This is a genomic window from Streptomyces sp. NPDC091972, assembly GCF_044756385.1.
Taxonomy (GTDB): domain Bacteria; phylum Actinomycetota; class Actinomycetes; order Streptomycetales; family Streptomycetaceae; genus Streptomyces.
On sequence record NZ_JBIVSV010000007.1, the window covers coordinates 313,929 to 339,314 of the forward strand.

Below are 25,386 nucleotides of genomic sequence, written 5' to 3' on the forward strand. Positions count from 1 at the left end.
CACGTCAAGGACGATCACCCGTCCGGACGGAACGGGTTCCCCCGGCCTCACCGGGGAAGACTAGATGCATCTTGCATTATTTAGCTGACCTAACTTACTATGTGTATATACCAACTATCTCCGTGAGGAGTGGAGGACGACCATGGACCCCTTCGATGCGGGAGCCGGCGGCATCCTGCGCCAGCCGAAGGCCGTGTGGGCGACGGCGGGCGCGTCCGTCGTCGCCTTCATGGGCATCGGACTCGTGGACCCGATCCTGCCGTCGATCGCGAAGGGCCTGGACGCCACGGCGAGCCAGGTGTCCCTCCTGTTCACCTCGTACTTCCTGATCACCGCGATCGCGATGCTGGTCACCGGCTTCGTCTCCAGCCGCATCGGCGGCAAGAAGACCCTGCTGCTCGGCCTCGCCCTCGTCGTGGTCTTCGCCGGGCTCGCGGGCACCTCGGGCTCGGTCGGCGAACTGGTCGGGTTCCGGGCCGGCTGGGGCCTCGGGAACGCCCTGTTCGTCTCGACCGCCCTCGCCGTCATCGTCGGCGCGGCGGCCGGCGGCAGCGCGGCGGCGATCCTGCTGTACGAGTCCGCCCTCGGCCTCGGCATGGCGTGCGGCCCGCTGCTCGGTGCCCTCCTCGGCGACGCGAGCTGGCGCTACCCGTTCTTCGGTACGGCCTTCCTGATGGCCGTCGGCTTCCTGTGCGTCACGGCGTTCCTGAAGGAGCAGCCGAAGCCGGCCCGCAAGACCTCCCTGCTCGACCCGATCAGGGCGCTCGGCCACGGCGGCCTCGCCTCGGCCGCGATCTCCTCGTTCTTCTACAACTACACGTTCTTCACCGTGCTGGCCTTCACCCCGTTCGTGCTGGACATGACCCCGTACAAGTCGGGAGCCGTGTTCTTCGCCTGGGGTGTCCTGCTCGCCGTCTTCTCGGTGTTCGTCGCACCGCGCCTCCAGGAGCGGTTCGGCTCCCTGAAGGTGCTCGGCGGTTCGCTGCTCCTGCTCGCGCTCGACGTGCTCGTCCTCGGCTACGGCGACCACACCGCGGCCGTCGTCTGCACGATCCTGTCCGGCGCCTTCATCGGCGTGAACAACACGGTCTACACGGAGCTGGCGCTCGGCGTGTCGGACGCCCCGCGGCCCGTGGCGAGCGCCGGCTACAACTTCGTGCGCTGGTTCGCGGCGGCCGCGGCGCCCTACTTCGCGCCGAAGATCGAGGAGTGGACCGACATCCACGTCCCGTTCGTGGTGGCGGCGGTGACCGCGGTGCTCGGCGCGCTGGTGGTCGTCGTACGGCGCAAGGCGCTCACCCACCGGGCGGAGGAGCTGGAGCCGAGGCACGCGGTCGAGGACAGTGTCACCGTGTTCGCCAACTGACCTTTTCCGGCCGGTACTTGGTGAGCTTGCTCACGTCCGGCTCAGTCCAGCGCGACGGATTTCCGGGACGGGTCCCGGAGGTCCGTCCCGCTGGTCAGCCAGCGCTCCTGGAGGGCCTGGGCACCGTGGACGCGCTTCCAGGCGGCCTCGTTGGGAGTCATGGGGAGCAACGGCAGGAAGCGGACCGGGTCGAGGGGCTCGTCGAGCTCCAGGTCCTCGACCAGTCCGCCCGGCTCGGCGACCAGGACCGAGGTGAACGGGGCGCCGGGCCACAGGGGTTCACCCACGTCGAGCGAGGCACCCGGGGCCACGACCACGCCCTCGACCTGCGGGGACGCGGCGAGCACGGCGAGCGGGCGGAGCACCTTGTCGGTGTCGGCGAGCCCTGCCCGTACCGAGATGAGCAGTTCGGCGCGCGGGCCCTTGACCGGGTCGGCGAGCATCGCGGTGGGGTCGCCCATCGGCTGGGCCGACATGCCGAGGGTGGCGTAGCGGACGACGTCCCCGTCGGTGAAGCGGAGCACCTCGATGCGGTCCGTGCCGAGGAAGGTGACCGCCGCGCGCGCGTCCGGCTCGCCCAGCGCACTGCGCAACCGGGCCTCGACCAGAGGAAGAACATCTGCCATGCGGCGAGCATAGAACTCGTCAGTACCGGGCAAAGCAGCGCCTTGACACTTCGGCCTGCTGGTACTCTGGCCCGGTCGTCGGGGCAGCACGCAGAAGCGTCGCGATCGAGCTCCGACGCTTTGTGAGACTCCCTTGCGGGAATGGATCGTCCCTTACGAGGGACCGGCCGGAGGAGGTGGGGCTGTCATGGATCGAAGTCGACCTGGTAGTACCACTCGTTCTTCCGGCCGCTGATGCAGCTCTGTGACTCTCGGCAATCGCCGCCTTTCACGTTCGCGTCTTCGTGCGGAAGAGCACTTCGTTCGTTTTGCCTGATCTGTCTGATCGCCAGCAGTAGCTGAATCAGTAGCGAAGCTCGCCACCGCGATGGTGCGGTGCTCCCCGCTTTGTGGACGTGCCAAACACCCTTCCCCTGCCTCAAGGGCGGGGACACCCCTTGCAGGACGTCCTCATTCCGGGTGGTTCCAGCCCTCGCCGGCGCCCTTTGTTGCCCGTCACGAAGGAGCCTGCCATGTCGATGATCCGTGACCTGCGTGCCGCCGTACGCCCGTCGCGTCCCTCGCTGCGCAAGGACACCGGCGCGTACGACGCGACGCGCGACCCCTCGACGCCCTCCGCCGTCGTCGACTGCGCCGTCTACCGCGACGGCCGGCGCGTGCCGACCGAGCAGCAGACGAGCCCGCACGAGGCGATGCGCCAGGTGCGCCGCGACGGCGGATTCGTGTGGATCGGCCTGCACGAGCCGAGCGAGGCCGAATTCTCCGGTATCGCCGCGGAGTTCGGGCTCCACCCGCTCGCCGTCGAGGACGCCGTCCAGGCCCACCAGCGGCCCAAGCTGGAGCGCTACGACGACACCCTGTTCACCGTCTTCAAGACCATCCACTACGTCGAGCACGACGAACTCACCGCCAACAGCGAGATCGTCGAGACCGGCGAGGTCATGTGCTTCACCGGCCGGGACTTCTTCATCACCGTCCGGCACGGCGGCCAGGGCTCGCTCAGGGCGCTGCGGCACCGGCTCCAGGACGACCCCGAACTGCTCGCCAAGGGCCCCTCGGCGGTCCTGCACGCGATCGCCGACCATGTCGTCGACGGCTATGTCGCGGTCGCCGACGCGGTGCAGGACGACATCGACGAGGTGGAGACCGAGGTGTTCACGCCGGGACGCGGCGGCAAGGTCTCGCGCGGTGTCGACTCGGCGCGGATCTACCAGCTCAAGCGTGAGGTGCTGGAGTTCAAGCGGGCCGTCGCCCCACTGCTGCGCCCCATGCAGCTGCTCAGCGAGCGGCCGATGCGGCTGGTGGACCCCGACATCCAGAAGTACTTCCGGGACGTCGCCGACCACCTGGCCCGGGTGCAGGAGCAGGTCCTCGGCTTCGACGAGCTGCTCAACTCGATCCTCCAGGCCAACCTCGCGCAGGCGTCCGTCGCGCAGAACGAGGACATGCGGAAGATCACCTCGTGGGCCGCGATCATCGCCGTACCGACGATGGTGTGCGGGGTGTACGGCATGAACTTCGACTACATGCCGGAGACGCACTGGCGGTTCGGCTACCCGGTGATCATGGCGGTGACCGGAGTCATCTGCATGGGCATCCACCGCACCCTCAAGCGCAACGGCTGGCTCTAGGGTGGGTCCCATGACAAGTGAGCTGCTCGACCGGGCCCTCGTCGAGGAGGCCACGAAGAAGTCCGGCCTCATCTGGGTCGAGGGAACCGGCGGCCCGGCCCGCGCCCTGTGGCACGTGTGGCACGAAGGCGCCGCGTGCCTGGTCGGCGACGGGCCCGGGGAGCAGCCGCTGCCGGGGCTGGCCGACGGGGGCACCGCCGAGGTGACCGTCCGCAGCAAGGACAAGGGGGGCCGACTGGTCTCCTGGTCGGCGAGGGTCGTCGAACTGGCGGCCGGGTCCGAGGCGTGGGAGGCGGCGGTCGCCGAGCTGAAGGGCAAGCGGCTGAACGCCCCCGACGGCGAGGCGATGACCGAGCGCTGGTCCCGCGAGTGCCGGGTGCTCCGGCTGGAACCGACCGGGGTCACGGCCGCGCTGCCCGAGGGCGACCTGGCCGCACCGCCGCGGCCGACCCCGGCGACCACCCGAGAGCCGGTCCCCGCCGGCCTTCCGCGGCTGCTGGTGAAACGGCGCAAACGCTAGGACGCCGGCAGCTGCTTGCCGTAGTCGACCGTCTCGTCCTTCTTCGGCTCGGTCAGGGGGAAGTTCCTGCCCCACGCCGAGAAGGTCAGGGTGCCCGCGCCGCCCGCCCGTGTCAGGCGCAGCGGGTACGGCTCGCCCTCCAGGGACACGTCCAGCGTGCCGCCGTCCCCTTTGTCACCCGTGATGCGGATCGTGCGGGTACCCGCCTGCTCGTGGTGGCCGTCGGTGTCGAGGCTGCCGTGCAGCGTCAGAAGTCCGTCGAGGAGAACGTCCTTGTCCGTGAAACCGCTGAACTTCTTGTACGCCGGGTCGCCCGACGGCACCTTCACGTACTTGCCGTCGAGCTTGTCGGCGGCCGCGTCCGAGTCCTCGCCCTTGCCGTCGGCCTTGGTCCAGAAGCCCGCGTCGGCCTTCAGGTACAGCGCCTCGCCGATCCGCAGGAGCTGGAAGGTGGTCCCCTCGGCGGTGACCGATCCGGAACCGCCCTCGGAATTCAGGCGCATGTCGAGTTTGTACGTGCGTCCGCTGGTGACCACGTTCCCCGACAGGCGCAGCGCGCCGGCGGACTCGGCGGCCGCACGCGTCTTCGACTGGATCTGGTCGGCGGGCAGTTTGCCGACCCCGTTGGTGCCCGCGTCGGGGTCCTCGCTGCAGCCCGTCAGTCCGGTTCCCGTCACGACCAGGGCGCACATCGCGCCCACCACAACGGTCCTGCGGGCACGGCCCTGGGGAATCGCGGTCACAGGTGGGGCTGCCTTTCCGACAAGGGTCCTTCAGCGGCGTACGGCAGCGTACCGGGGCCCGGGTCCCCGGGCGGAGCCAGTCCGTCCGGACCCCTCACCAGGGCGTATCCGATCGGTACGGGCTAGCCTTAAGCCCTCCCGAGCGGGCAATCCGGACAACGAACGACGAACGAAACACCCCGTACGCAACCCCGTACGCGGCCTCGCAGGCAAAGGAAGCACAGCCATGGCAGCGGGAGCCCCCCGGATCTTCGTCTCGCACCTCGCCGGTGTCGCCGTCTTCGACCCCACCGGCGACCAGGTGGGACGCGTCCGCGATCTGGTCGTCGTACTGCGCGTGGGGCGCAGGCCGCCCCGGGTGCTCGGGCTGGTCGTCGAACTGTCCACCCGGCGCCGCATCTTCCTGCCCATGACCCGGGTGACGAGCATCGAGTCCGGCCAGGTCATCACCACCGGTGTGCTCAACGTCCGCCGCTTCGAGCAACGGCCCACCGAGCGCCTCGTCTTCGGCGAGCTGCTCGACCGGCGGGTCACGCTCGTGGAGAGCGGCGAGCAGGTCACCGTGCTCGACATCTCCGTGCAGCAACTGCCGGCCCGCCGGGACTGGGAGATCGACCGCGTCTTCGTCCGCAAGGGCGGCAAGGGCGGGGCGTTCCGGCGCAAGGGCGAGGCGCTGACCGTCGAGTGGTCCGCCGTCACCGGCTTCACCCTGGAGGAGCACGGACAGGGCGCGGAGAGCCTGCTGGCCACCTTCGAGCAGTTGCGCGCGGCCGACCTGGCCAACGTCCTGCACCACCTCTCCCCCAAGCGGCGCGCGGAGGTGGCCGCGGCCCTCGACGACGACCGCCTGGCCGACGTACTGGAGGAGCTGCCCGAGGACGACCAGATCGAGATCCTCGGCAAGCTGAAGGAGGAGCGGGCCGCCGACGTCCTGGAGGCCATGGACCCCGACGACGCGGCCGACCTGCTCGCCGAGCTCCCCACCGAGGAGCAGGAGCGCCTGCTGAGCCTGATGCAGCCCGGCGACGCGGCCGACATGCGGCGCCTGATGGCGTACGAGGAGCACACGGCCGGCGGTCTCATGACGACGGAGCCGATCGTCCTGCGCCCGGACGCGACCGTCGCCGACGCGCTCGCCCGCGTCCGCAACCCCGACCTGTCCCCCGCGCTGGCCGCCCAGGTGTACGTGTGCCGGGCGCCCGACGAGACCCCGACCGGCAAGTACCTCGGCACGGTCCACTTCCAGCGGCTGCTGCGCGATCCCCCGTACACCCTCGTCAGCTCGCTCGTCGACGACGACCTCCAGGCCCTCGACCCGGACGCGACGCTGCCGGTGATCGCCGGGTTCTTCGCGACGTACGACATGGTCGCGGCGCCCGTGGTCGACGACTCGGGCTCGCTGCTCGGCGCGGTGACCGTCGACGACGTCCTCGACCACATGCTGCCCGAGGACTGGCGGGAGACGGAGTTCGACGCGGAGGGGGCGGCCCACCATGACGCCTGAGCGCGAGACCCCGAACCGCGAGCGCGCGTCCTCCGGTGCCCGCGAGCGCACCCCCTCCGGCGCCACGGCGACCAGCCGTCCCCGCGCCCGCCTCGACCAGCCGCGCCCGCCGAGGCGCAGGCTGCTGCCCGAGTGGGACCCGGAGGCGTTCGGACGGCTGTCGGAGCGGATCGCCCGCTTCCTGGGCACCGGGCGGTTCATCGTCTGGATGACGGTCGTCATCATCGCGTGGGTCCTGTGGAACGTCTTCGCACCCCGCGACCTGCGCTTCGACAACTACCCGTTCATCTTCCTCACCCTGATGCTGTCCCTCCAGGCCTCCTACGCAGCCCCGCTGATCCTGCTCGCGCAGAACCGGCAGGACGACCGGGACCGGGTCAACCTCGAACAGGACCGCAAGCAGAACGAGCGGTCGATCGCGGACACGGAGTACCTGACCCGCGAGATCGCCTCCCTGCGCATCGGCCTCGGTGAGGTGGCCACGCGTGACTGGATCCGCTCCGAGCTCCAGGACCTGATGAAGGAGCTGGAGGCACGGCAGCACGACGGGCACGTCGTATTCCCGGCAGAACGGCCGCACGGGCGTGACGTAGACGACCACTGACGGGGGTGCGGGGGGCGCCCGCCGCCGCCGTACCATCGTCTGTATGGCTAGCGAAGACGCGGTGCGCGAGGCACTGGCGACGGTGAACGACCCCGAGATCAACCGCCCCATCACGGAGCTCGGGATGGTCAAGTCGGTCGACATCGGCGCGGACGGGGCGGTCGCGGTCACCGTGTACCTGACCGTCTCCGGCTGTCCGATGCGCGAGACGATCACGCAGCGCGTGACGGACGCGGTCGCGGCCGTGGAGGGCGTCACGCGCGTCGACGTCACGCTCGACGTGATGAGCGACGAGCAGCGCAAGGAGCTGGCGACGGCCCTGCGGGGCGGCCAGACCGAGCGCGAGGTCCCCTTCGCGAAGCCCGGGTCCCTGACCCGCGTGTACGCGGTCGCCTCCGGCAAGGGCGGCGTCGGCAAGTCCTCGGTCACCGTGAACCTGGCGGCGGCGATGGCGGCCGACGGCCTCAAGGTGGGCGTGGTCGACGCCGACATCTACGGCCACTCGGTGCCGCGCATGCTGGGCGCCGACGGCCGCCCGACCCAGGTCGAGAACATGATCATGCCGCCGTCGGCGAACGGCGTGAAGGTCATCTCCATCGGCATGTTCACCCCGGGCAACGCCCCGGTGGTCTGGCGCGGCCCGATGCTCCACAGGGCCCTCCAGCAGTTCCTGGCGGACGTGTACTGGGGCGACCTGGACGTCCTGCTGCTCGATCTGCCTCCCGGCACGGGTGACATCGCGATCTCGGTGGCCCAGCTCGTCCCCAACGCGGAGATCCTGGTGGTCACCACGCCTCAGCAGGCGGCCGCGGAGGTCGCCGAGCGCGCGGGCTCCATCGCCGTCCAGACCCACCAGAAGATCGTCGGCGTCGTCGAGAACATGTCCGGCCTGCCCTGCCCGCACTGCGGCGAGATGGTCGACGTCTTCGGCACGGGCGGCGGCCAGACGGTCGCGGACGGCCTGACCCGCACGACGGGTGCGACGGTCCCGGTCCTCGGCTCCATCCCGATCGACGTCCGCCTCCGAGAGGGCGGCGACGAGGGCAAGCCGGTCGTCCTGACCGACCCGGACTCCCCGGCGGGCGCGGCGCTGCGGGGGATCGCGGGGAAGCTCGGGGGGCGGCAGCGGGGGCTTTCGGGGCTGTCGCTGGGGATCACACCCAAGAACAAGTTCTGAGGCGCACGCCCTGAAGAGGTGTTCCACGGGCCGGGTAAGGTCCGTGGAATGCCGAGAGTCAAAGTCAGCGTCATCGTTCCCGTCTACAACACCGGGAAGTACGTCGACGAGTGCGCCCCGTCGCTGCTCGGGCAGAGTCTGCCCGCCGACGAGTACGAGGTCATCTACGTCGACGACGGCTCGACCGACGACACGCTGGCCCGCGTGGAGAAGCTGGCGGGCCTGCACCCCAACGTCCAGGTGCACACCCGGCCCAACTCCGGCTGGCCGGGCGCACCGCGCAATCTCGGGATGCGGCACGCCAAGGGCGAGTACATCCAGTTCGTCGACCACGACGACACCCTCGGGCCCGAGGCCCTGGAGCGGCTGTACGAGCACGCGAAGCGCAACGACGCCGACGTGGTGCTCGGCAAGATGTCCAGCACGATGGTGCGGCCCCGGCGGCTGTTCCGGCACACCGTGGACGCCTGCACGATCGAGAACGACGAGCTCATGCAGAGCATGACGCCGCACAAGATGTTCCGGCGGGCCTTCGTCGAGGAACACGGCCTCCGGTTCCCCGAGGGGCCGTGGTTCTTCGAGGACATGCTCTTCGTCAGCGCCGCCTACCTGAAGGCGGAACGGATCTCGATCCTCACCGATTACCCCTGCTACTACTGGATGAAGCGGGACGACGGCGGCAACAACACCCAACACCGGTTCGATCCCCGGTTCGGCTTCTGGGACAACGTCCGCACCATCGTCCGCCAGATCAAGGACGGCACCGAGGCCTCGGACGACCTCGACGCCCTCCAGAACCGCCTCCTGCACCGCAATTACCACGTCGAAATCCTCTCCCGCACCCGCGAACCCGAGATCCTCCGCGAGGACCCCGCCGAGCAGCGCGAGCGCTTCGAGGCGGCCCGGAAGCTCGCTGTCGAGGAGTTCCCGCCCGCCGTACGCGACGGCCTGCCCACCGTGTCCCGGCTGCGCGCCGAGCTCCTCGAGCGCGGTGACTTCGACGGTGCCGTCGCCCTCGCCGAGCGTGTGCGTCAGGTCAAGGCCCGCAGCGTCGTCGGCGGACTGCGCTGGGAGGACGGCCGGCTGGTCGCCGACGTCACGCTGGACCTGCTGCGCGGGGACGGTGAGCCGCTGGTGCTCGTCGAGCGGGACGGGAAGCGGTGGCTGGACCCGGAGCTGCTGGCGGGGGTGCCGGGGACCGAGGACGGCTGGGAGGTGCGCGATCCGTTCCGGCTGGCCTACGCCGAACTGGTCGTCAAGGACCGCGACCGCGAGGACTGGTGGTACCCGGAGGGCGACCTGGAGGTGCGGCTCGAACCCGCCGGCGAGGGGCGCTCCCGGCTGATCGCGTCCGGGCGGCTGCTCCTCGACCCCGAACGGCTCGCGGGCGGACGGCCGTTGGAGCGCGGGGTGCACGACGTGTGGGCGTACGTCCAGCTGCTGGGCGTGGACCGGATGGTCCGCCTCACCGGCGACGGCACTCCGGGGGCCCCGGCAGCGGGTCCGGCGCTGACCGGTGGGCGGCTCGCGCTGCCGTACTGGACGGGCAGCGGTCAGCTCGCCCTCGACGTGGACCAGCGCCAGCGCAGGCTCGGTGCCGACACGGCCGGAGCGGCTGCGGAGAACACCGCGCGGGGCGAGCGGTCACTGCCGCTGCCGTTTGTGGCGGCAGGCGCGGGCAGTCCTGCGGCTCGTCTCAAGGTCACCGTGTCCGCCCTGACGGTGGACGCCGAGCTGGTGCCCGGGGAGGACGGTGGCACGACGGCCGTGCTGCGGCTGCCCGCCCGTCTCAAGCTTCCGGCCGGGCGCCACCCGGTCAGCCTCCCGAAGACGGACGCCCCCCTCGCGTACGCCGTCGTCCGCGACGGCTCCCTGCTGCGGCTGGAGGGCCCGGCGCACCAGGCCGGCACCGGACGCCGGCTGCTCGACGCGGTCGCCGACAACCGCCAGGTCCGGCGGGTACGGCGGCGGTTCGGCCGGTAGCGGGGTGGTGGGGCACCGTATGGATTCTCGGTGCCCCGCCGCGTGCTACGCGTACGCCGAGATGTCCTTGATCATCGCGAACCCGAGGCCGTAGGCACTCATGCCTCTCCCGTACGCCCCCACGTGCACCCCCTCCTGGGTGGAGCCGGCGAGCACCCAGCCGAACTCCGACTCCCGGTAGTGGAAGGGCGTGGGCACGCCGTCCACGGGGAGGGACAGGGTGGACCAGTCGGGTCCTTCGAGGTCGTCCGCCAGGACCCAGGCCGTCTCGGTCTGCTGGTCCAGCCAGTCGTCGCGCAGGGAGTGGTCCATCTGCCCGGGCCAGGTGAACGACAGCAGCCCCACCCCGGCCAGCCAGGCGGCGGAGGAGACCGACGTGGCCTCCAGCAGCCCGGTGCCGTCCGCGCTCCTGCGGGACGGGTTCGCGGCGACCGTCACCACGACCGCGAACTTCTCCTTCGGCTCGCCCGTGGAGCCGGCCTCGTTCTTCACGGAGGGCTCGTCGCCGTGTCCGATGGACCCGTGCTCGACGGCCCCGTCGGCCGACGTGCCGACCTGCATCAGCCAGCGCGGCCCCGTGAAGGCCTCGTCGAGGCCGTACCAGGGGAAGGGCGCCTGAAGGTAGCCGTCGACCGTGCGCCGGGCGGAGGGAACCTGCTGGCCGCCCTCCGCGGCCGGCGCCTGCGCGACTGCCCCACTCGTCGTCTCCATGTGCCGGACGCCTCCTACTAGCTCTCGTCGGACCGGACCGGCCCGCCCCCCTTCGGGCGGCGTCGCTGGTTCGCGTACGGCCCGCACAACAACTCGGCAGCATAGCCACACCGCTCCGAACTGCGCGGAAACCGCCCGGCGCGCGGGGCGCACGGGGGGTGGCTTCCGGCCGTACGAGGGGGGCGGGAGGGGCGGGCGGGGTATGAAACGCGTCACGTCCGACGGCAGAAGGCGCCCGCGAGCCGAACTGCTCGGCAGGCGCCTTCCGGTGGGGCGTACGGCTCAGGTGGCGTCCGCGTCGAAGGGCGGGCGCTCGTCCTTGCCGGGCTCCTCGGCCTTCTTGGTCATGTCGATCCGGCCACCCGAGGAGGACGGGGACGGCGAGGTGTCCGTGCTGTGCACGGCGTCGGTGACCTCGGCCATCTCCTTCTTCAGGTCGAAGCCGTTGCGGATCTCCTTGAGACCCAGCTCGTCGTTGTCGAGCTGCTTGCGGATGAAGGTCTTGGGGTTGAGGTCCTCGAACTCGAAGTCCTTGAACTCCGGGCCCAGTTCCTGCCGGATGTCCTGCTTGGCGCTCTCGGAGAACTCGCGGATCTTGCGCACGGTCCGCATGACGTCCTGGATGACCTTCGGGAGCTTGTCCGGACCGAAGACGAGCACGGCGAGGACAACGAGCGTGATCAGCTCGAGCGGTCCTATGTCATTGAACACCTGAAGCTCCTTGCGATGTCCTCGGTCCTCGGCCCTCGGTGGTCTGTGCGGTCTTCCGTGGTCCGGGCCGGGTCCACGGTACCTGGGGATGCCGTGCGGCCGGTACCGTCCCGGGGGCTCCGAGTACGGGCGGACGGGCGGTTTTCCGGGTTGTTTGCCCGGTGGACCACCGTTCCGGGGCGTCTCTGTGAGGTTTCTGTCGATCGGTCCGCGCGGCGGGGCGCCAGGTGGGTGACGGCGTCACCGGGTCGACGGCATGACGCAGTCACGGCCCGAGGACACGGGCCGGGGAGCCGAAGAGGACGCGGTCAGCGGGTGGCGCCGGGCGGCGTGGGCGCTGACGTGGTGGAGGGGACGGGTGCGGCGAGGAGACCGGCGGCGGTGAGGTCCGGCGTGGTGGACAGGGACGTCAGGGTGAGCGGCGGAGTGGCGCTGAGCGGACGTATGAGAGGGGACATCGCGGCGGCCCCGGCGACCACGGGTGCCGTGAGCGTGTGCAGGGCCGCCTCCTGCACCTGGGCGGGGATGCCCGGCAGCAGGGGTGCGGAGGCCGTGGTCGGGGCGACCGGGGTGTCGCCCGGCATCCGCTGTCCCTGTCCCTGGGTGAGCAGCGGACCTGTGCCGCGGCGGCGCTGGTTCTCCGGCACGACGGCTCCGGTGCCGGGCGTGCGCGCCGGGGTGACGTTGCTGCCGGCGCCACGGGCGTCGGTGTCGCCGGGCATGCCCGTGGTGACGCCGCCCAGCGCGATCGCGGCCAGCGAGACCGCTCCGGCGGCGACGACCGCGAACCGCATGCCGCGCGAGGCCGAGCGGTCGGCGTCGTGGCGGCTGACGTCATGGATGCGGAAGCCCCGGCCGACGGGCGGCGGGACCATCGCGGCGTGCGGGCGGGCGGGGACGTAGTCGAACTCGAAGCGCTCGCCACGTCTCACGCCGAAGGCTCCGGCGGCGGGTCGTCCCGACGGTGCTCCGAATCCTCCCCCGCCGAACGGCGAGCTGTCGCCGTCCTCCGGATCACCTCCCGGCAGCCCCTGGAGGCGGGCCAGGAAACTCTCGGAGGGCGGGGGCGGCGCGGCCTCCGCGAAGACGTTCTTCAGGCGGCGCTGGGCGTCGGCCTCCGCCTTGCACTTCGGGCAGGTGGCGAGGTGCGCGAGGACACGCTCACGCGTCGCATGACCGAGCTCGCCGTCCACCAGGGCGGCGAGTCGGTCTCCCAGATGCTGTTCCGCGAGGCTTCCCTCGCCGGGTTTGGGCAGTGATCCACTCACGCGGACGCGCCCCCTCCCCCCAGCGCGGGGACCCTGGCCATGAAGGAGCGGCGCTCGGCGCGGGCCTCGGGTGAGCGGTGGGCGAGGGCCTTGCGCAGCTGGGAACGGCCGCGGTGGATGCGCGAGCGGACGGTGCCGAGCTTGACGCCCAGGGTCGCGGCGATCTCCTCGTACGACAGCCCTTCGATGTCGCACAGGACGACCGCGGCGCGGAACTCCGGCGCGAGGGTGTCGAGGGCCTGCTGGACGTCCGCGTCGAAGTGGGCGTCGTTGAAGACCTGCTGGGGCGACGGCTCGCGGCTGGGCAGTCGCTCGGCCGCGTCCTCGCCGAGGGCGTCGAAGCGGATGCGCTGCTTGCGGCGGACCATGTCCAGGAAGAGGTTGGTGGTGATGCGGTGCAGCCAGCCCTCGAAGGTGCCCGGGGTGTACGTGGACAGCGAGCGGAAGACGCGGACGAAGACCTCCTGCGTGAGGTCCTCGGCGTCGTGCTGGTTGCCGGTGAGGCGGTACGCGAGGCGGTAGACGCGGCCGCTGTGCGTGCTGACGATCTCCTCCCAGGTGGGCGGAGTCCACGCCTGCCCGTCCGCGTCGGTGGTGAAGGTCGCGGTCTGGGCGTAGTCGCCGGCGTGGCTGTGGTCAGCGGTGTCGTTCACGGATTTCGGCCTGCCCGCCGATCCGAGGAAGCGCCGCAGCACTCCCCCGCGATCTCCCGGTGCGGCCGCACCTCCCCTGTCGGCTCTGGTTGTCTCCAGTGGAGCCCCTACCATAGCCACCTCGCCCGTTAGCTCCGGATAAGCGGTTTTACGAGAATTTGATCTGGGCTGATACCACTCGGTCCCCTGCGTCAGCAGTTGCTCGAGGGCCCGCTCGGCTTCGTGATCCAACTGTGTCCCCCCGGGTACGTCTCCACCCCTCTAAACGCCCGGTCCCATCTGCGGGTTCCCGGCGGCAACGGATACAGTCACGCCCAGGCAACCACGGGGCAAGGAGAGGGCCATTACCGGCAACCGGCAGACGAGCTGGGCGTTCGCCGACGCCTACGTCGCCGAGGACGAAGTGCTGCGCTGGGCCCGCGACCGGGCCCGTGAGGCGGGGCTGCGCTCGGTGTCGCCCGGCGCGGGCGCGGCGCTGCGGTTGCTGGCGGCCTCGGTGGACGCCAAGGCGGTCGCCGAGATCGGCACCGGGACCGGGGTCTCCGGCATCCATCTGCTGCACGGCATGCGCCCGGACGGGGTGCTGACCACCGTCGACCCCGAGCCGGAGCACCAGCAGTTCGCCCGCCAGGCGTTCCGCGCCTGCGGTTTCGCCAGCAACCGGGCCCGTTTCATCCCGGGCCGTGCCCTGGACGTCCTGCCCCGTCTCGCCGACGCCGGCTACGACCTCGTCTTCTGCGACGGCGACCGGCAGGAGGTCATGGACTACCTCGCTGAATCGTTGCGCCTGCTGCGTCCGGGTGGCCTGGTGGTCTTCGAGGGCGTCTTCGCCAACGGCCGCACAGTGGACTCGGGGCCGCAGCCGACGGAGGTGCTGCGCCTGCGGGAGCTGCTGCGGGCCGTCCGCGAGAGCCAGGACCTGGTGCCGTCGCTGCTTCCGGTGGGCGACGGACTGCTGTGCGCGGTCAAGCGCTGAGCCGATGAGGGCCGTACGGCCATTGGGGGGAACGCCCGGGCAGAGCGCTGCCCCGGCACCTCAGGAGATGCCGGGGCAGTCGAAAGGGTATGGTCGCTTCCGCGTCAGCCGACGACCTTCTTGAGGGCGTCGCCGAGCGCGTCGGCCTCGTCAGGGGTCAGCTCGACGACGAGCCGACCGCCGCCTTCGAGCGGAACGCGCATGACGATGCCCCGCCCCTCCTTGGTCACCTCGAGCGGGCCATCACCCGTTCGCGGCTTCATGGCCGCCATGCTCGTTCCCCTTCCTGAAACCAGCTCATCGTCGTAGCCGACGGCCCTGGGAGGGCACGCGCGTCCAAGTGGGACACGCGACACCGGCATCGAACACATTGCTTCCAAGCCATTATCCCGCATCTCAGGACCCGATGACCAACATCAGTCGGCATCGCTTGGGCAACGCGCGCGAGCAAAACCACTCAATTCGGCGATGCGGCTGCGATACTCCGCCATCGCGCCGATCCCGGCCGGTCACCGGCGCCGCGGAATTGTTTGACGCAGGTCACACGTCCGGTCCGGTCGCCGGACGGCGATCTCCGCCATGCTGTCCTTCGGACATCGGATGCAGCGGACACACCGGAGGGGATACGCCATGGCCGACACCGTGCTCTACGAGGTGCACGACGGGCTCGCGACGATCACGCTGAACCGGCCGGAGGCGATGAACGCGCTGAACATCGCCACGAAGGTCGCGCTGCGGGAGGCCGTGGAGTCGGCGGCCTCGGACGACGCCGTGCGGGCCGTGCTGCTGACCGCCGCCGGGGAACGGTCCTTCTGCGTGGGGCAGGACCTCAAGGAGCACATCGGGCTGCTCACCGAGGGTTCGACGGAGGTCATGAGCACGGTCAGGGAGCACTACAACCCCGTCGTGCGTGCGCTGACGGAGATGCCCAAGCCGGTGGTGGCCGGGGTGAACGGGGTCGCGGCGGGCGCCGGCTTCGGGCTCGTGCTCGCGGCGGACTACCGGGTGGCGGCGGACACGGCCGCGTTCAACACGTCGTTCGCCGGGGTGGCGCTGACCGCGGACTCCGGGATCTCGTGGACGCTGCCGCGCGTGGTGGGGCCGGGGCGCGCCGCCGACCTGCTGCTCTTCCCGCGGACCATGTCGGCCCGGGACGCGCACGACCTGGGCATCGTGAACCGTCTCGTGCCCTCCACCGAGCTGCCCGCCGAGGCGGAGAAGGTGGCGCGGGCCCTGGCCGAGGGGCCGACGGTGGCGTACGGCGCGATCAAGGAGTCCCTCGCGTACGCGCTGTCGCACAGCCTGGCGGAGACGCTGGAGAAGGAGGACGAGCTTCAGACGCGGGCCGGGGCCTCCGAGGACCACGCGATCGCCGTGCGGGCCTTCGTGAACAAGGAGACGCCCAAGTACCTGGGCCGGTAGGGCTCAGCGGTTCCTCGCGACGCAGGTCTCCAGGTGGTCGTCGACCAGTCCGCAGGCCTGCATCAGCGCGTACGCCGTCGTGGGCCCCACGAAACGCAGGCCGCGCTTCTTCAGCGCCTTGGACAGGGCCGTCGACTCCGGGGTGACCGCGGGGACGTCCGCGAGGGTCCTGGGGACCGCGTGCGTGGCCGGCGCGTGGGACCAGATCAGCTCGTCCAGCTCGCCCGGGGCCCATTCGGCCAGCACGCGCGCGTTGGCCATCGTCGCGTCGATCTTGGCGCGGTTGCGGATGATCCCCGGGTCGAGGAGCAGGCGGTCGCGGTCGGCCTCGCCGAACATGGCCACCTTGGCGATCTCGAAGCCCGCGAAGGCGGTGCGGAAGCCCTCGCGGCGGCGCAGGATGGTGATCCAGGACAGGCCGGACTGGAAGGCCTCCAGGCTGAGGCGCTCGTACAGGGCGTCGTCGCCGTGGACCGGGCGGCCCCACTCCTCGTCGTGGTACGTGACGTAGTCCGGTGTGGACAGGGCCCAGGGGCAGCGGGCCGCGCCGTCCGGGCCGACCAGGGCGGCGCCCTCGCTCACTGCTGCTCCCCCGGGCCGTGCTCCGGCTTGTGCAGGGCGACGTGGGCCGCGGCCCGGGCGCCGGCGAGCGCGGACTCCAGGTCGGCGATCCGGGCGTCCCGCTCGGCGAGCTCGGCGCCGAGGCGGCTGAGCGCGTCGTCGACGTCCGCCATGCGGTAGCCGCGGGCGGTCAGCGGGAAGCGCAGGCCGTCGATGTCCGCGCGGTTCACCGGCCGGTCCGGCGGCAGCGGGTCCTGGAGCCGCTCGGGGGTGACGTCCGGCAGCGGGCCGTCGCTGTCGCCGCCGCCCACCACGGCGAGCGTCACCGCGGCGACCACGACGGCGAGCGCGATGACCAGGAACAAGAACATAACCATCGCTGAGGTCCCCAGGGTCCCTGCCGGTGTCCGGCCACCGGCGTCGAATGTGTCAGGGTCCGATCGTGCCATGCGAGTCTGACAGTTAGGGTCGCAGGCGGCCGCAGAGGCCGAACACACAGACGCAAGAAGTGAGGTCACAGGGGATGCTCAGGCTGGGCAGGCGTGAATTCGACGCGCACGAGCCGGTGATCATGGCGATCGTGAACCGGACCCCCGACTCCTTCTACGACCAGGGCGCGACGTTCCTCGACGAGCCCGCCCTCGCGCGCGTGGAGCAGGCGGTGGCCGAGGGGGCCGCCATCATCGACGTCGGCGGGGTCAAGGCCGGGCCGGGCGAAGAGGTGTCCGCGGCGGAGGAGGCCCGGCGGACCGTCGGTTTCGTGGCCGAGGTGCGGCGGCGGTTCCCCGACGTGGTGATCAGCGTCGACACCTGGCGGGCGTCCGTCGGCGAGGCGGTGTGCGAGGCCGGGGCCGATCTGCTGAACGACGCGTGGGGCGGGGTCGACCCGGGACTGGCCGAGGTCGCCGCGCGGTACGGGGTGGGTCTCGTGTGCACGCACGCCGGGGGCGCCGAGCCGCGGACCCGGCCGCACCGGGTGACGTACGAGGACGTCATGGCCGACATCCTGCGGGTGACCGTGGGGCTGGCCGAGCGGGCGGTCGCGCTGGGGGTGCCCCGGGAGTCGGTGCTGATCGATCCCGGGCACGACTTCGGGAAGAACACGCGGCACAGCCTGGAGGCGACCCGGCGGCTCGGCGAGATGGTCGCGACGGGGTGGCCGGTGCTGGTGTCGTTGTCCAACAAGGACTTCGTGGGCGAGACCTTGGACAAGCCGGTGAAGGAGCGGGTGGTGGGGACGCTGGCGACCACCGCGGTGTCGGCGTGGCTGGGGGCCCAGGTGTACCGGGTGCACGAGGTGGCGGAGACGCGGCAGGTGCTGGACATGGTGGCCTCGATCGCCGGGCACCGGCCGCCGGCGGTGGCTCGGCGGGGGCTGGCGTAGGCGTTTTTCGCCCCCGCCGCCCCTGCCCGTCCCGTCCCGTCATCCAGGGGCTGCCGCCCCTTCGAGCCCGCTCCCAGGCGCTCCGCCCCCGGGCTCCGCTCCGCAAACGCCGGAGGGGCTGGAAGTCCAGCCCCTCCGAAACCCGGTCCGAGCCCCGCGCTAGCGGCCCGCCTCCTTCGACACCAGCGCCACCGCCTCGTCCACGTCGTCCGTCACGTGGAACAGGAGCAGGTCCTTCTCCGACGCCTTGCCCTGGGCGACCAGCGTGTTGGTGAGCCAGTCGACCAGGCCGCCCCAGTACTCGGTGCCGAAGAGGACGATCGGGAAGCGGGTGACCTTCTGGGTCTGGACGAGGGTCAGCGCCTCGAAGAGCTCGTCGAGGGTGCCGAGGCCGCCCGGCAGGACCACGAACCCCTGCGCGTACTTCACGAACATCATCTTGCGGACGAAGAAGTAGCGGAAGTTGAGCCCGATGTCGACGTAGGGGTTGAGCCCCTGCTCGAAGGGGAGCTCGATGCCGAGGCCCACGGAGGTGCCGTTCGCCTCGCAGGCGCCCTTGTTGGCCGCCTCCATGGCGCCGGGGCCGCCGCCGGTGATGACGGCGAAGCCCGCCTCCACCAGGCCCCGGCCGAGCCGCACGCCCGCCTCGTACTCGGGGGAGTCCGCCGGTGTCCGCGCCGAGCCGAACACGCTGATCGCGGGCGGGAGTTCGGCGAGGGTGCCGAAGCCCTCGATGAACTCCGACTGGATGCGCAGCACGCGCCAGGGGTCGGTGTGGACCCAGTCCGAGGGGCCGCCCGCGTCCAGCAGGCGCTGGTCGGTCGTGCTCGCCGTGACCTGTCCCCGCCTGCGGAGGACGGGTCCCAGGCGCTGCTCCTCCGGCGGCTGCTTCTTGCCCTCGGGGTTCCCGGTAGCCATGTGCGCTCCCTCCGCTTGCCTGGTTCTTCCGTCTCAGCGTAGATCTACGCGGGTTACGGAGGGGGGACGTAGGCATGTCCGCCATGAAGCGCCGCCGGCACACCGCCCTGTCACGACGTCAGCCAGGCCCTCAGCTTCTGCTCCGCCTCCGGGATCAGGGACGCCTTCACCCGCTCGTCCACCTTGTGCGCGAGCAGTGGCTGACCTGGGCTGTAGTTCACCGCGGGCACGCCCAGCGCGCTGAAGCGGGACACGTCCGTCCAGCCGAACTTGGGGCGGGCCACACCCCCGACCGCGGCCATGAAGGCCTGGGCGACGGGATGGGTCAGACCGGGGCGGGCGCCGCCGGTGTGGTCGTCGAGGGTGAACTCGTCGACCCCGCAGTCCGCGAAGAAGTCCCGGACGAAGGCCTCCGCCTCGGCCTCGCTGCGGTCCGGGGCGTAACGGAAGTTGACCGTCAGCGTGCAGGAGTCGGGGATGACGTTGGTCGCCACTCCGCCCTCCACCCGTACGGCGTTGAGCCCCTCGTGGAACTCCAGCCCGTCCACCACGGGCCTGCGCGGCTCGTAGGCCGCCAGCTTGGCGAGGGCTGGTGCGGCCTTGTGGATCGCGTTGGACCCCATCCACGCGCGCGCGGAGTGCGCCCGCTCCCCCTTGAACGTCAGCAGGACCCGCAGGGTTCCCTGGCAGCCGCCCTCCACCTGGTTGTCCGTCGGCTCCAGGAGGACCGCGAAGTCGCCCTCCAGCCAGTCGGGGTGGGCTTCGGCCACATGTCCCAGGCCGTTGAGGTGGGCCGCGACCTCTTCGTTGTCGTAGAAGATGAAGGTGAGGTCGCGGTTGGGCTCCGGGACCGTCGCCGCGATCCGCAGCTGGACCGCGACCCCGGACTTCATGTCGCAGGTGCCGCAGCCCCACAGGTAGCCCTCGTCGTCGAGGCGAGAGGGGACGTTGCCCGCGATGGGGACGGTGTCGATGTGGCCGGCGAGGATGACGCGTTCCGGACGGCCGAGGTTGGTGCGGGCGACGACGTTGTTGCCGTGGCGGTCGACCGTCAGGTGCGGCAGGGCGCGCAGGGCGGTCTCGATCGCGTCCGCGAGGGGCTTCTCGGTGCCGCTCTCGGAGGGGAAGTCGACGAGCTGCGCGGTGAGCCGGGCTGCGTCCAGCGAAAGGTCAAGGGGGGTGTCGGCCATGCTCCCGACCCTAACGCCCCCGCTCCGCGCACTCACTGTCCCGTCCGTCTCGGACGTCTCAGTACTCTCCAGTATCTTGTCCGGATGCCAGAGCCGTTGCCCCCTGTTCGCAAGCGCCGTGGCCGTCTCCTCCGCTTCGGGGCGGCCCTCGTGGTCCTGTGCGCGGTCGCCGGTTACCTCGTGGTGCAGTACGTCACCGGAGGCTCGGACGGTCCGGTCTGCAGAGTCGTCTCGGGCAGGGCGGACGGGCCGTCGTACGAGTTCACGCCCGAGCAGGCGGTGAACGCGGCGACGATCACCGCCGTCGGCACCGGACGCGGGCTGCCGGAGCGGGCCGTGACCATCGCGCTGGCCACCGCCCTCCAGGAGTCGGGGCTGCGCAACATCTCGCACGGCGACCGGGACTCCCTCGGCCTGTTCCAGCAGCGGCCCTCGCAGGGCTGGGGCACCCCGAAGGAGATCCTGGACCCGACGTACGCGGCGGGCGAGTTCTACAAGCACCTGGTCAAGGTGCGGGGCTACCAGGACCTCCCGCTGACCGTCGCCGCCCAGCGCGTGCAGCGCAGCGGCTATCCGGAGGCGTACGCCAAGCACGAGCCGGACGCCCGGCTGCTGGCCGCCGCCCTCACCGGCACCTCCGCGGCCACCCTCACCTGTGACGGCCGCCAGGAGAGCGGCGGGGCCGCGCAGGCCGCCGCCACCGGTCCGGACGCGGTGCGCTCGGCCCTGGTCCGCGACTTCGGGCGCGACGCGCTGGAGACGGCCGCCGCCGAGGTGGGCGGCGAGGCCGAGCCCGGTCCGGCGCCCACCGCGGACGCGCGCACCGTGACCCTGCCCGTGCGCGCGGACACCGGCCCGGGTGCCCGCCGCAGTCTCACCGAGCGCGGCTGGCAGCTCGCCCACTGGGCGGTCGCCAACGCCTCGGCGCTGCGCATCGAGCGGGTCACGTACGCCGGGCGGCAGTGGACGGCCGGGAGCACCGCCAGCGAGTGGCGCGCGACGGGCGGCGAGGACGGCACCGGCTCGGTGCGGATACTGACGGCACGGTAGTTCGGAAGATCACCTGGAAGGGTCACGTCCGGCCGTCGCCGCGGCGGGTGTGCGCAGGTTTTCGTGACCTCACCCCCGTGACCGCGAAATCCCTTGCGGACAAAGGGCTGCGGGGATTCGAAGGACTTTCGCACCGGAAGGTTTTTGCCCGTTTTTATCCGCAGGTGATAATGCGACGCATTACCAACTCTTTACGTTGCGCGTCCGCAACCTTCGTCGGCTTCGAGCGGTAGTCACGGCGTCCTAGCAACGTTTCCTCCGTCGAAGGAGCAACATGTCCCTCCCCCTGACCCGCAGGATCGCCCGTGCCGCGCTGCTCGTCGCTGCGGGAGCGGCCGCCGGGGTCGGTGCGGCCGGCTCCGCCAGTGCGGCCCCCGCCGCGCTGCCCGCCACTCCGAACCTCGGCGGGCTGACCGCTCTGGACGGGGCGCACGTCGGCAACACGGTGGACGGCGCGACGCAGAACCTGACCGGGACCGCGGGCAAGACCGGCGGCAAGGCCGTCGAGAAGGCCGTGCCGTCCGCGGGCAAGGCCGGTGGCAAGGCCGTGAAGAAGGCGGCGCCGGTGGCGCAGAAGGCGGCGGGCGACGCCGCGGGCTCCGCCGGGGGCGTCCTCGGCGACACGACGTCCACGGCGACGAAGGGCGGCCTGCCGACCGACTCCCTCGCCAAGGGCGGCGGCCTGCCGTCGGCGGACACCCTGCCGGTGAAGAGCCTCCCGCTCGGCTAGAACCCCGCGCACACGGCGAAGGGGCCCAGGGAATCCCTGGGCCCCTTCGCCGTGTCCGGGACGCCTCACGCCAGTCGCTCGACCGCCGCGCGCACCCGCTCGTCCGTCGCCGTCAGCGCGACCCGTACGAACTTCTCGCCCGCCGTGCCGTAGAAGTCGCCGGGGGCCACCAGGATGCCGAGGTCGGCCAGGTGCCCGACCGTCGCCCAGCAGGACTCGTCCCTGGTCGCCCACAGGTAGAGGCTGGCCTCGCTGTGCTCGATGCGGAAGCCGTGGTCCAGGAGGGCCCGGCGCAGCAAGGTCCGGCGGGCCGCGTAGCGCTCGCGCTGTTCGCGCACGTGGGTGTCGTCGCCCAGGGCCGCCACCACCGCGGCCTGGGTGGGCGCCGAGGTCATCATGCCGCCGTGCTTGCGGATCTCCAGGAGGGGCGCCAGCACGGCCGGGTCGCCCGCGAGGAAGGCCGCCCGGTAGCCGGCGAGGTTGGACCGCTTCGACAGCGAGTGGACGGCCACGATGCCGTCGTAGGAGCCGCCGTTGACGGCCGGGTGCAGGACCGAGACCGGGTCGGCCTCCCAGCCCAGCTCCAGGTAGCACTCGTCGGAGAAGACCAGGACGCCGTGCGACCGGGCCCAGGCGACGATCCTCGTCAGCTCGTCCTTGGAGAGCACCTTGCCGGTGGGGTTGGAGGGGGAGTTGAGCCACAGGAGCTTCAGGCCCGCCGGGTCCAGCTCGGTGGGGTCGTCGTAGACCTCGTGGTCCGCGCGGGCCAGGCGCGCGCCGACCTCGTACGTCGGGTAGGCGAGCCGCGGGAAGGCGACCCGGTCGCCCGGGCCGAGGCCGAGCTGGGTGGGGAGCCAGGCGACGAGTTCCTTGGAGCCGACGATCGGCAGGACGTGGCGGTGGGTGACCTCGCGGGCGCCCAGGCGCCGCTCGACCCAGCCGGTGAGCGCGTCGCGCAGGGCCGGGGTGCCCCACACCGTCGGGTAGCCCGGGGAGTCCGCCGCGTCGATCAGGGCCTTCTGGACGAGATCGGGGACCGGGTCGACCGGGGTGCCGACGGAGAGGTCGACGATGCCGCCCGGGTGCCGGAGAGCCGTCTGCTTGTACGGCTCCAGTCGGTCCCAGGGGAAGGCGGGGAGGCGGTCGGAGACTGCGGACACGGCTGTGGCGCTCACTTTCGGGTCGTACGGCAAACGCCTCGGTCCCGTACGGCCGCGCTCGGAGGCGAATCAGGCCGTACGGGACCGAGGCGGCACGAGGTGCGGGCCGCTGGTGCGGATGACTATGCCTGCGGCGGCAGCGCGGCGATGAACGGGTGGTCCCGCTCGATCAGACCCAGCTTGCTGGCGCCGCCGGGCGAGCCGAGATCGTCGAAGAACTCGACGTTCGCCTTGTAGTAGTCCTTCCACTCGTCCGGGGTGTCGTCCTCGTAGAAGATCGCCTCGACCGGGCAGACCGGCTCACAGGCACCACAGTCGACGCATTCGTCCGGGTGGATGTACAAGGACCGGGAGCCCTCGTAGATGCAGTCGACCGGGCACTCCTCGATGCAGGCCTTGTCCTTCACGTCGACACAAGGCTGCGCGATGACGTAGGTCACGCTGTCGTTCCTCCTCCATAGGGCGCTGGCGGGCCTCCTCAGGCTCCGCCGCCTGGCGCGCGGGAGCGCGGCGTCGTCGATGCCCGCCCCTAGTATCTCCGTTCTTGGGCATGATCCGAACAGGAGGGGTGAACTGACCTGTGGAAATCTCCGCCGCGGGGCGCCTCGTCGTCCGTATCTCCGCAGCTGACGTGGGCAAACGGGTATCCGTGCGGTGCCTGGACGCCACCGGTGGCGCCGGGGAGAAGTTCACCGACACGGTGGGTGTTCTCACATCATGGGACGACGGTGTGCTGATGATCACGCGCCGGGACGGGGAGAGCGTCCGCATCGCGGAATCCACGCTGGTCGCGGGCAAGGTCGTCCCTGCCGGACCGGCCCGCCGCCGGGGCCCGGCCGCCTCCTACGAGGAGCTGGCCCGGATCACCGCGCGCGGCTGGCGGCCCGTCGAGAGCGAGTGGCTCGGCGAGTGGGAACTGCGCGCCGCCTCCGGGTTCACCCGCCGCGCCAACTCGGTCCTTCCGCTCGGGGACCCCGGCCTGCCGCTCGACGAGGCCCTGGCCGCCGTACGGCGGTGGTACGGCGACCGCGGTCTGCCGGCGTACGTCCAGACCGCTACCGGCGCCGCCGGCACGCAGGAGGTGCTGTGCGCGGAGCTGGAGGCGCGCGGGTGGACGCGGGAGGTGACGGCGGAGTTGTGGATCGGGGCTCTGGCACCGGTCGCGGACCGGCCGTCGGACGAGACCGTGGTCCTGTCCCGGGAGGCCGGCGCGGACTGGCTGGCGCGGTATCAGCGCAAGGGGGTGAGCGACGTGGCGCTTCGCGTGCTCGGGAGCGGACCGTCGGTGTGGTTCGCCACCGTCCCGGGCGAGGACGCTCCGGCCGCGATCGGGCGCTGTGTCGTGGACGGCCGGTGGGCCGGGTTCGCGGCGGTCGAGGTGGATCCCGCGCTACGGCGCCGAGGGCTTGCCTCGACCGTGATGGCGGCTCTGGCCCGGCGGGCCCTCGACGAGGGGGCGTCGGCCGGGTGGCTCCAGGTCGAGTCGGACAACGCCGGTGCGCGGGCCCTGTACGAGCGGATGGGGTTCGCCCCGCACCACGCCTACCACCACTACCGCGAGCCGGACCCCTCCGGCGGGCCGCGGTAGTAGCGATCGCCGCGAAAGGGCACGAGCCAGCTATGCGTCCCCCGTTTCCCCCACCGCCCGAACGCTCCGCCGAGCTGCGCAGGCGGTTCGCCGAAGAGGCGCGGTCCGAGCGGCCCGACCTGTCCGCGCTGTGCCTGCTCGTGGGCGCGCAGGCGGACGGGGCGCTCGACGAGGCCGGCATCGACGCGGCCCAGATCGAACTCGACGCGCTGGCCGGGCGGTTGCCGTTCCGGCCGGGCGGACCGCGTTCTTGGGCGGTGGCGCTGCGGGAGCTGCTGGGCGACCGGTGCGGGTTCCGCGGCTCCGCCGGGGACTACCAGCGACTGGAGTCGTCGTTGCTGCACGAGGTGCTGGTGCGGCGGCGCGGGCTGCCGATCCTGCTGTCGGTGGTGTGGATGGAGGTGGCCCGGCGGGCGGGGGCTCCCGTGCACGGGGTCGCTCTGCCGGGGCACTTCGTCGTGGGGTTCGGGCCGCCGGAGGAGCAGGTGCTGGCCGATCCCTTCGACGGGGGGCGGGTGTTGAGCGGGGGCGACGCGGAGGTGCTGGTCGCCGGGGCCACCGGGGGCTCACTGGATCCGTCGATGCTGGGTCCGGCGGATCCGCTGGAGGTGGTGCAGCGGATCCTGAACAACGTGCGGGCCTGGGCCGCGGCCCGGCCGGAGCGGTCGGACGTGGGACTATGGGCTGTGGAGCTGGCCCTGCTGCTGCCCTCGCACCCGGCCCGACTGCGGTACGAGCGGGCGCAGTTGCTCGTGCAGCGGGGCGACTTCGTCGAGGGAGCGGGGGAGTTGGAGGCGTATGCGGGGGTGGTGGCGGCGGTGGACGAGGCGGCCGCGGCTCGTCTGCGACAGCAGGCACAGGCCGCGCGAGCGATGTTGAACTGACGGTTGTGTGTCGGGTGCAGCTCGGT

27 protein-coding genes are annotated in these 25,386 nt (G+C 71.6%); 14 read left to right on the forward strand and 13 right to left on the reverse strand.

What is annotated here, in order from left to right:
- Positions 1 to 142: 142 nt before the first annotated feature.
- Positions 143 to 1,366, forward strand: coding sequence for an MFS transporter (locus tag ACIQJT_RS22915; protein WP_365455138.1), 1,224 nt, complete (start codon positions 143 to 145; stop codon positions 1,364 to 1,366).
- 41 nt (positions 1,367 to 1,407) lie between these two features.
- On the opposite strand, the gene ACIQJT_RS22920 is transcribed toward ACIQJT_RS22915, so the two are convergent.
- On the reverse strand, positions 1,408 to 1,992 hold the full coding sequence (locus ACIQJT_RS22920) for a suppressor of fused domain protein (RefSeq protein WP_365455141.1): 585 nt from the start codon (positions 1,990 to 1,992) through the stop codon (positions 1,408 to 1,410).
- Positions 1,993 to 2,504: 512 nt separating this feature from the next.
- On the opposite strand from ACIQJT_RS22920, the gene ACIQJT_RS22925 reads away from it, so the two are divergent.
- Together ACIQJT_RS22925 and ACIQJT_RS22930 are read left to right on the forward strand one after the other, a co-directional pair.
- The gene (locus ACIQJT_RS22925) at positions 2,505 to 3,623 is read left to right on the forward strand and encodes a magnesium and cobalt transport protein CorA (protein WP_053851366.1); all 1,119 of its coding nucleotides are present in this window, start codon (positions 2,505 to 2,507) and stop codon (positions 3,621 to 3,623) included.
- A 10-nt stretch (positions 3,624 to 3,633) separates the two neighbouring features.
- Positions 3,634 to 4,143 carry a hypothetical protein gene (locus ACIQJT_RS22930; RefSeq protein ID WP_365455144.1) on the forward strand — a complete coding sequence of 170 codons (510 nt, stop codon included), beginning with the start codon at positions 3,634 to 3,636 and terminating at the stop codon, positions 4,141 to 4,143.
- Here ACIQJT_RS22930 and ACIQJT_RS22935 read toward each other — a convergent pair.
- The gene (locus ACIQJT_RS22935; protein WP_365455147.1) at positions 4,140 to 4,886 is read right to left on the reverse strand and encodes a hypothetical protein; all 747 of its coding nucleotides are present in this window, start codon (positions 4,884 to 4,886) and stop codon (positions 4,140 to 4,142) included. The genes ACIQJT_RS22930 and ACIQJT_RS22935 overlap by 4 nt on opposite strands.
- Before the next feature lie 226 nt (positions 4,887 to 5,112).
- On the opposite strand from ACIQJT_RS22935, the gene ACIQJT_RS22940 reads away from it, so the two are divergent.
- Genes ACIQJT_RS22940 through ACIQJT_RS22955 form a run of 4 tightly spaced genes read left to right on the forward strand, consistent with a single transcriptional unit; the run spans position 5,113 to position 10,154 of the window.
- Complete coding sequence (locus ACIQJT_RS22940; RefSeq protein WP_402646193.1) at positions 5,113 to 6,390, forward strand: magnesium transporter MgtE N-terminal domain-containing protein; 1,278 nt, start codon at positions 5,113 to 5,115, stop codon at positions 6,388 to 6,390.
- Entirely contained in the window at positions 6,380 to 6,994 is a 615-nt protein-coding gene (locus tag ACIQJT_RS22945; protein WP_365455150.1) for a DUF1003 domain-containing protein, read from the forward strand. Before ACIQJT_RS22940 ends, ACIQJT_RS22945 begins: the two co-directional genes overlap by 11 nt.
- 43 nt (positions 6,995 to 7,037) lie before the next feature.
- The gene (locus ACIQJT_RS22950) at positions 7,038 to 8,171 is read left to right on the forward strand and encodes an Mrp/NBP35 family ATP-binding protein (protein WP_280849484.1); all 1,134 of its coding nucleotides are present in this window, start codon (positions 7,038 to 7,040) and stop codon (positions 8,169 to 8,171) included.
- A gap of 48 nt (positions 8,172 to 8,219) precedes the next feature.
- A complete protein-coding gene (locus ACIQJT_RS22955; protein WP_402646197.1) occupies positions 8,220 to 10,154 on the forward strand; it encodes a glycosyltransferase family 2 protein in 1,935 nt (644 codons plus the stop codon).
- A 45-nt stretch (positions 10,155 to 10,199) separates the two neighbouring features.
- Here ACIQJT_RS22955 and ACIQJT_RS22960 read toward each other — a convergent pair whose 3' ends face one another.
- From ACIQJT_RS22960 to sigE, 4 genes are all read right to left on the reverse strand, one after another.
- Entirely contained in the window at positions 10,200 to 10,865 is a 666-nt protein-coding gene (locus ACIQJT_RS22960) for a hypothetical protein (RefSeq protein WP_037719833.1), read from the reverse strand.
- A gap of 282 nt (positions 10,866 to 11,147) precedes the next feature.
- Positions 11,148 to 11,576: a sec-independent translocase gene (locus tag ACIQJT_RS22965; protein WP_365455156.1), complete on the reverse strand. Its 429-nt coding sequence runs from the start codon at positions 11,574 to 11,576 to the stop codon at positions 11,148 to 11,150.
- A 308-nt stretch (positions 11,577 to 11,884) separates the two neighbouring features.
- Entirely contained in the window at positions 11,885 to 12,844 is a 960-nt protein-coding gene (locus tag ACIQJT_RS22970) for a zf-HC2 domain-containing protein (protein WP_402646200.1), read from the reverse strand.
- On the reverse strand, positions 12,841 to 13,539 hold the full coding sequence (gene sigE, locus ACIQJT_RS22975) for an RNA polymerase sigma factor SigE (RefSeq protein ID WP_359030203.1): 699 nt from the start codon (positions 13,537 to 13,539) through the stop codon (positions 12,841 to 12,843). The genes ACIQJT_RS22970 and sigE overlap by 4 nt, the downstream gene beginning before the upstream one ends.
- 301 nt (positions 13,540 to 13,840) lie before the next feature.
- Here sigE and ACIQJT_RS22980 point away from each other — a divergent pair, with 301 nt between their 5' ends.
- Complete coding sequence (locus ACIQJT_RS22980) at positions 13,841 to 14,473, forward strand: O-methyltransferase (RefSeq protein ID WP_078960001.1); 633 nt, start codon at positions 13,841 to 13,843, stop codon at positions 14,471 to 14,473.
- A 104-nt stretch (positions 14,474 to 14,577) separates the two neighbouring features.
- On the opposite strand, the gene ACIQJT_RS22985 is transcribed toward ACIQJT_RS22980, so the two are convergent.
- Positions 14,578 to 14,745 (reverse strand): DUF3117 domain-containing protein, encoded by a 168-nt coding sequence (locus ACIQJT_RS22985; RefSeq protein ID WP_003966491.1) that lies wholly within the window; start codon positions 14,743 to 14,745, stop codon positions 14,578 to 14,580.
- Positions 14,746 to 15,103: 358 nt separating this feature from the next.
- On the opposite strand from ACIQJT_RS22985, the gene ACIQJT_RS22990 reads away from it, so the two are divergent.
- Positions 15,104 to 15,895 (forward strand): enoyl-CoA hydratase/isomerase family protein, encoded by a 792-nt coding sequence (locus ACIQJT_RS22990; protein WP_402646203.1) that lies wholly within the window; start codon positions 15,104 to 15,106, stop codon positions 15,893 to 15,895.
- Between the two features lie 3 nt (positions 15,896 to 15,898).
- Here the strand turns inward: ACIQJT_RS22990 and ACIQJT_RS22995 are convergent, their stop codons facing one another.
- Both ACIQJT_RS22995 and ACIQJT_RS23000 read right to left on the reverse strand, forming a co-directional pair.
- Positions 15,899 to 16,477, reverse strand: coding sequence for a DNA-3-methyladenine glycosylase I (locus tag ACIQJT_RS22995; protein WP_402646206.1), 579 nt, complete (start codon positions 16,475 to 16,477; stop codon positions 15,899 to 15,901).
- Positions 16,474 to 16,827 (reverse strand): DivIVA domain-containing protein, encoded by a 354-nt coding sequence (locus ACIQJT_RS23000; RefSeq protein ID WP_365456175.1) that lies wholly within the window; start codon positions 16,825 to 16,827, stop codon positions 16,474 to 16,476. The genes ACIQJT_RS22995 and ACIQJT_RS23000 overlap by 4 nt, the downstream gene beginning before the upstream one ends.
- Positions 16,828 to 16,979: 152 nt before the next feature.
- On the opposite strand from ACIQJT_RS23000, the gene folP reads away from it, so the two are divergent.
- The gene (gene folP, locus ACIQJT_RS23005) at positions 16,980 to 17,840 is read left to right on the forward strand and encodes a dihydropteroate synthase (protein ID WP_402646209.1); all 861 of its coding nucleotides are present in this window, start codon (positions 16,980 to 16,982) and stop codon (positions 17,838 to 17,840) included.
- Positions 17,841 to 17,999: 159 nt separating this feature from the next.
- Here folP and ACIQJT_RS23010 read toward each other — a convergent pair whose 3' ends face one another.
- Positions 18,000 to 18,758 (reverse strand): TIGR00730 family Rossman fold protein, encoded by a 759-nt coding sequence (locus ACIQJT_RS23010; protein ID WP_365455171.1) that lies wholly within the window; start codon positions 18,756 to 18,758, stop codon positions 18,000 to 18,002.
- Positions 18,759 to 18,868: 110 nt separating this feature from the next.
- Positions 18,869 to 19,948: a succinyl-diaminopimelate desuccinylase gene (gene dapE / locus ACIQJT_RS23015; RefSeq protein WP_402646213.1), complete on the reverse strand. Its 1,080-nt coding sequence runs from the start codon at positions 19,946 to 19,948 to the stop codon at positions 18,869 to 18,871.
- A gap of 84 nt (positions 19,949 to 20,032) precedes the next feature.
- Here dapE and ACIQJT_RS23020 point away from each other — a divergent pair, with 84 nt between their 5' ends.
- Together ACIQJT_RS23020 and ACIQJT_RS23025 are read left to right on the forward strand one after the other, a co-directional pair.
- Positions 20,033 to 20,998, forward strand: a complete 966-nt coding sequence (locus tag ACIQJT_RS23020; protein WP_402646216.1) for a heavy metal transporter — start codon at positions 20,033 to 20,035, stop codon at positions 20,996 to 20,998.
- Between the two features lie 274 nt (positions 20,999 to 21,272).
- The gene (locus ACIQJT_RS23025) at positions 21,273 to 21,728 is read left to right on the forward strand and encodes a hypothetical protein (RefSeq protein ID WP_053850236.1); all 456 of its coding nucleotides are present in this window, start codon (positions 21,273 to 21,275) and stop codon (positions 21,726 to 21,728) included.
- A gap of 65 nt (positions 21,729 to 21,793) precedes the next feature.
- On the opposite strand, the gene ACIQJT_RS23030 is transcribed toward ACIQJT_RS23025, so the two are convergent.
- Entirely contained in the window at positions 21,794 to 22,888 is a 1,095-nt protein-coding gene (locus ACIQJT_RS23030; RefSeq protein WP_402646504.1) for a bifunctional succinyldiaminopimelate transaminase/glutamate-prephenate aminotransferase, read from the reverse strand.
- Between the two features lie 122 nt (positions 22,889 to 23,010).
- On the reverse strand, positions 23,011 to 23,328 hold the full coding sequence (fdxA, locus tag ACIQJT_RS23035; RefSeq protein ID WP_020136779.1) for a ferredoxin: 318 nt from the start codon (positions 23,326 to 23,328) through the stop codon (positions 23,011 to 23,013).
- A 140-nt stretch (positions 23,329 to 23,468) separates the two neighbouring features.
- Between fdxA and ACIQJT_RS23040 the strand changes: the two genes are divergently transcribed.
- A complete protein-coding gene (locus ACIQJT_RS23040) occupies positions 23,469 to 24,476 on the forward strand; it encodes a GNAT family N-acetyltransferase (RefSeq protein ID WP_402646221.1) in 1,008 nt (335 codons plus the stop codon).
- 32 nt (positions 24,477 to 24,508) lie between these two features.
- The gene (locus ACIQJT_RS23045; protein WP_365455184.1) at positions 24,509 to 25,360 is read left to right on the forward strand and encodes a transglutaminase-like domain-containing protein; all 852 of its coding nucleotides are present in this window, start codon (positions 24,509 to 24,511) and stop codon (positions 25,358 to 25,360) included.
- Positions 25,361 to 25,386: the final 26 nt, after the last annotated feature.

What these genes read in the sequence shown, in the direction of transcription:
- ACIQJT_RS22945 (WP_365455150.1), top strand. Translation starts at nt 6,380, where the DNA reads ATGACGCCTGAGCGCGAGACCCCGAACCGCGAGCGCGCGTCCTCCGGT.
- ACIQJT_RS22915 (WP_365455138.1), top strand. Translation starts at nt 143, where the DNA reads ATGGACCCCTTCGATGCGGGAGCCGGCGGCATCCTGCGCCAGCCGAAG.
- ACIQJT_RS22960 (WP_037719833.1), bottom strand. Translation starts at nt 10,865, where the DNA reads ATGGAGACGACGAGTGGGGCAGTCGCGCAGGCGCCGGCCGCGGAGGGC.
- ACIQJT_RS22925 (WP_053851366.1), top strand. Translation starts at nt 2,505, where the DNA reads ATGTCGATGATCCGTGACCTGCGTGCCGCCGTACGCCCGTCGCGTCCC.
- ACIQJT_RS23000 (WP_365456175.1), bottom strand. Translation starts at nt 16,827, where the DNA reads ATGTTCTTGTTCCTGGTCATCGCGCTCGCCGTCGTGGTCGCCGCGGTG.
- ACIQJT_RS22955 (WP_402646197.1), top strand. Translation starts at nt 8,220, where the DNA reads ATGCCGAGAGTCAAAGTCAGCGTCATCGTTCCCGTCTACAACACCGGG.
- ACIQJT_RS22940 (WP_402646193.1), top strand. Translation starts at nt 5,113, where the DNA reads ATGGCAGCGGGAGCCCCCCGGATCTTCGTCTCGCACCTCGCCGGTGTC.
- ACIQJT_RS23020 (WP_402646216.1), top strand. Translation starts at nt 20,033, where the DNA reads ATGCCAGAGCCGTTGCCCCCTGTTCGCAAGCGCCGTGGCCGTCTCCTC.
- ACIQJT_RS22990 (WP_402646203.1), top strand. Translation starts at nt 15,104, where the DNA reads ATGGCCGACACCGTGCTCTACGAGGTGCACGACGGGCTCGCGACGATC.
- ACIQJT_RS23045 (WP_365455184.1), top strand. Translation starts at nt 24,509, where the DNA reads ATGCGTCCCCCGTTTCCCCCACCGCCCGAACGCTCCGCCGAGCTGCGC.
- ACIQJT_RS23010 (WP_365455171.1), bottom strand. Translation starts at nt 18,758, where the DNA reads ATGGCTACCGGGAACCCCGAGGGCAAGAAGCAGCCGCCGGAGGAGCAG.
- ACIQJT_RS22985 (WP_003966491.1), bottom strand. Translation starts at nt 14,745, where the DNA reads ATGGCGGCCATGAAGCCGCGAACGGGTGATGGCCCGCTCGAGGTGACC.
- ACIQJT_RS22930 (WP_365455144.1), top strand. Translation starts at nt 3,634, where the DNA reads ATGACAAGTGAGCTGCTCGACCGGGCCCTCGTCGAGGAGGCCACGAAG.
- dapE (WP_402646213.1), bottom strand. Translation starts at nt 19,948, where the DNA reads ATGGCCGACACCCCCCTTGACCTTTCGCTGGACGCAGCCCGGCTCACC.
- folP (WP_402646209.1), top strand. Translation starts at nt 16,980, where the DNA reads ATGCTCAGGCTGGGCAGGCGTGAATTCGACGCGCACGAGCCGGTGATC.
- ACIQJT_RS22950 (WP_280849484.1), top strand. Translation starts at nt 7,038, where the DNA reads ATGGCTAGCGAAGACGCGGTGCGCGAGGCACTGGCGACGGTGAACGAC.
- ACIQJT_RS23025 (WP_053850236.1), top strand. Translation starts at nt 21,273, where the DNA reads ATGTCCCTCCCCCTGACCCGCAGGATCGCCCGTGCCGCGCTGCTCGTC.
- ACIQJT_RS22920 (WP_365455141.1), bottom strand. Translation starts at nt 1,992, where the DNA reads ATGGCAGATGTTCTTCCTCTGGTCGAGGCCCGGTTGCGCAGTGCGCTG.